The following is a 3645-nucleotide window of genomic DNA, read 5'->3' on the forward strand; positions in this document are numbered from 1 at the left end:
TTTTTTCTGTCTAAAATCTAAAGAATAGACAGTAAATCAGAAATTCTTGTAGAGTATAAACAATTTATTCAAATTTCGATCTTCCCATACCGAGTTTTTCATAAATTCTTTACACTACCTATTCACCCTCATAACAACATCAACCGAAGCAACCTGATCACGATCTAATAAACATGGTCTAGCAACATCTGTCATACGACTTCTTTATTAAAATCATAACTTTCTAAGTTTTAATGTTCTTTTAATCACAATCAACATAATACAGATACCAATAAGTGCTAAGATTATCATCGGTGTAACACTATGATCATAAAAAGCAAAGTAACAAATACTAATCAGAATCAAGACCAATAACTTTATATATCCATAGATTGCATTTTCATCATTAAATTGCCAAATATAAAATATTGATATTTTGGTATAAGCAACGTGCTTTTTACAAAAATCGAAAAATAAACAATTAATAATGAATATTGTCAATATGAGAAACAAAAATTTAGTATGATTGTGACAACTGAATAAATCAATTAAAAGTATAATCAAATCCATTATTAAAAATAATATTGTATATCTGTTTAATCTTTTCGATAAATTTTCGCATCTCATCTTTAGAACATCCTCCTATAATCTGATTTAGTATTTCATTTTAAATATGGATTCTTTTGCATATATTGGAATTACATGCATGTACAATAACAAGTAAGCAAAATAACTAATTAAATTTTCATATATTTTGTTCTTTTCAAGGATAGCGCTATCTTCAAGTACAAAATATCATTAATTGTTATTTTTAGCAATAGTTATTTTTATTTTTAATTGTTGCGACAATTAAAAATAGAGGCTAAAATATTCATGGGTGAAAAACATATATGAAAAAATTATCAAAAAGAGAAAATCAAATTATGATTGCTTTGTGGAATTCTTCTGTTCCATTGTCTGCTAGTGCTTTAAAGAAAAATTTAGATGAAGATGTTAGTATATATACAATTCAACAAGTCCTTCAGAAATTGCTTAAAAAAGATTATATAAAAGTAGATAGAATCGTTCAGCACGAAAAAGCTCTAATGCGAGAATATGTACCTGTAATTTCTCAAGTTGAATATATTACAAGTTTTGTAAATCAAAAAACATCTTTTGAATTAGCTTCAAATTTCATAAAAGAAACCGACAATTTAGATGCTATTATCGAATTAGAAAAACTTATAAATATCAAATTCAAAGAAAAGGGAATAAAGTAAATGCAGTTGACCCTTTCATCGTTATTTATTACAATCTTTTTTACTGCCATTCTGATTCTTATTTTTAATGCATTACTAACATGCAAAAAAAGTTATATGTTTTTTAGAACTGATTTTCTTTCTGTCCTAGCTATAATTATAGTTTTACGTCTATTATTTCCTATTGAATTTAAATTTACGCAATCAATAGCAGCTACACCGATTATGAATCCGTTTTATAACATAATGCATTATAAATTTCATTCATTTGAGATTTATAATTTACTTCTTCTTATATGGGTTATAGGAATTATTATCAAATCCATTGAATATATCTTTTCAGTATCTCAGTCAAACAAAAATTATAAACTACTCATTTCTAATTCAGTCAAATTAGAAACAAATGATTTAGATGCAGAATTAGCTATTTTCCCTATTTTTAGCAGTCAATTTTTATATGTTCCTACAGTATTTACCACAAAAAAGAGTATATTTCTTCCTACGACTTTATACACTAAAAGCGAACTGAATAATATTTTACGACATGCGATCAGTCATGTTCAACATCATGACGGTTTAATAAAACATATTATAAATCTTGTTGTGATTCTATACTGGTGGAATCCACTTGTATATATATTTAGAAATCAAATACATTTACTTTTAGAGATGTGTGCTGATTATAAAAGCACAAAAAATTTCAATGAGGTAGAAAGCAATCAATACATTAGAGACTTAATAAATATACAAAAAAAGACTACTATTTATAATCAAGTGCACAAATATAGTAATTCGAATATTATTGATGAAAGTATAAAAGTTCTTGAATATAGGATAAACTATATGATAGAGAACAAATACAAGAAAAAGACCAACAAATTACTATTAGCCACATTGATTTTGTTTCCATTTCTAACAAACTCTATCATATTAGAGCCTTCTTTCCCTGCTCCTGACGAATATGAGTTATTATCAGAAAAAGATTTAAAAAATGGATATATAACAGTGAATAAAGATGGTACTTATACATTTCATGTCGGTAAACTTAAAGGTATTATCAACAATCCAAAATCTAAAGAATTTAAAGACATTCCAATCATAAAAGGAGAATAAGTATAATGAAAAATTTATTATTTAGTCTATTTATTTCTATTTTTACTATACTAAATACAATACCAATCCAAATATCTGCAAAAGAAGAGTTCTCTAACCAAAGCATAATTCAACCAGTATCTGATATCAAAATATGGAAATATAAAGCAATAAACGGACATGTATGTAAACGACTTTGGAATAGTTCTCGAAAGCGTTGGGAAACTAATTGGATTCCATGTTAATTATGTAATATTCCATTTATTTCATAAAAAAATAGATAGATATCATAGGATTTTATGCATTTCTTAAATTTTTGCACCTTTATATGCTTTTCGGTGAATAGTAACATTTCACCTAATCATGAGCATTGAATTACCTAAAAAGTATGCTATAATTCAAGTAGGCAAGCGGATAACAAGCCTACACGAGTAAAAGGATGGTTCGGACTAAACCATCCTTTTTTCAACGAAAAAAGCAGTAGAAGGACTAATTCTACCGCTAAAGGCTCACTATTCTACTTATCCCCATCGAGCCGTTTGCATATAATATGGGTTACCACACCTGCTATGACAGAGACAATAACGGATAACAATATCTCCTCCACGAGATTCACCTCCTTCCCGTTACCGAGAGAGGAGTTGCAGAATAGTATGTCCATTTTATCATAAAATCAAGTAGCAAAAAATAACAATCCTATAAATCAACTGAGCATCGGCTGATACAATAAAATGCGAGATAATCCACACTAACTTTATTGCAAAATTTTATCAAAAATTTCAAAAAGTTGATAAAAACCATAGGATTTTATGCATTTTCTTGAATCATTGCACCTTTATATGCTTTTGGTGAATATTAACATTTTGACCTAGTAACATTTCGCCTAATCAATAGCATTGCATTCGCTAAAAAGCATGCTATAATTCAACCAGGCAAAAGCTAAGAAATAACTGCCACGTAAATGGAACTTGAATTGACCGTCAAGTTCCTTTTATATTAAAAAAAGCGGCTGACCAGGCCACTTTACAATGCTTTACTACTCAGTCATCTCCGTCAAGCCATTTGCAAATATAGTAGGCAACTACACTTGCTGCAACAGAGACTAATCCGACTGAGGCCACCATTTATCAAAGATTGCACCTAGCATTTGACAGGTGCCTTTTTTATATGTGAGTACCCATCTAACGACCCCATGCACTAAATAGACATCGATATTATCAATATAACAGGTACTATATCCTTGTACAAAGGATGGTGCTCGTTATGTATTACAAAAGAAATAATAAACGTTTGTCTGTTAGTGGTCGTGGAGACTATATGTCTACTTCTGATTTCA

The 3645-nt window shown here is 28.8% G+C and carries 2 protein-coding genes; both read left to right on the forward strand.

Annotated features, from left to right (window positions below):
* Positions 1-869: 869 nt before the first annotated feature.
* Positions 870-1238, forward strand: a complete 369-nt coding sequence (locus H8911_RS11830; protein WP_186999799.1) for a BlaI/MecI/CopY family transcriptional regulator — start codon at positions 870-872, stop codon at positions 1236-1238.
* A gap of 96 nt (positions 1239-1334) precedes the next feature.
* Positions 1335-2330: a M56 family metallopeptidase gene (locus H8911_RS11835; protein WP_186999800.1), complete on the forward strand. Its 996-nt coding sequence runs from the start codon at positions 1335-1337 to the stop codon at positions 2328-2330.
* Positions 2331-3645 lie beyond the last annotated feature (1315 nt).

It is taken from the genome of Holdemanella hominis, assembly GCF_014306155.1.
In the GTDB taxonomy this organism is placed as follows: domain Bacteria; phylum Bacillota_I; class Bacilli_A; order Erysipelotrichales; family Erysipelotrichaceae; genus Holdemanella; species Holdemanella hominis.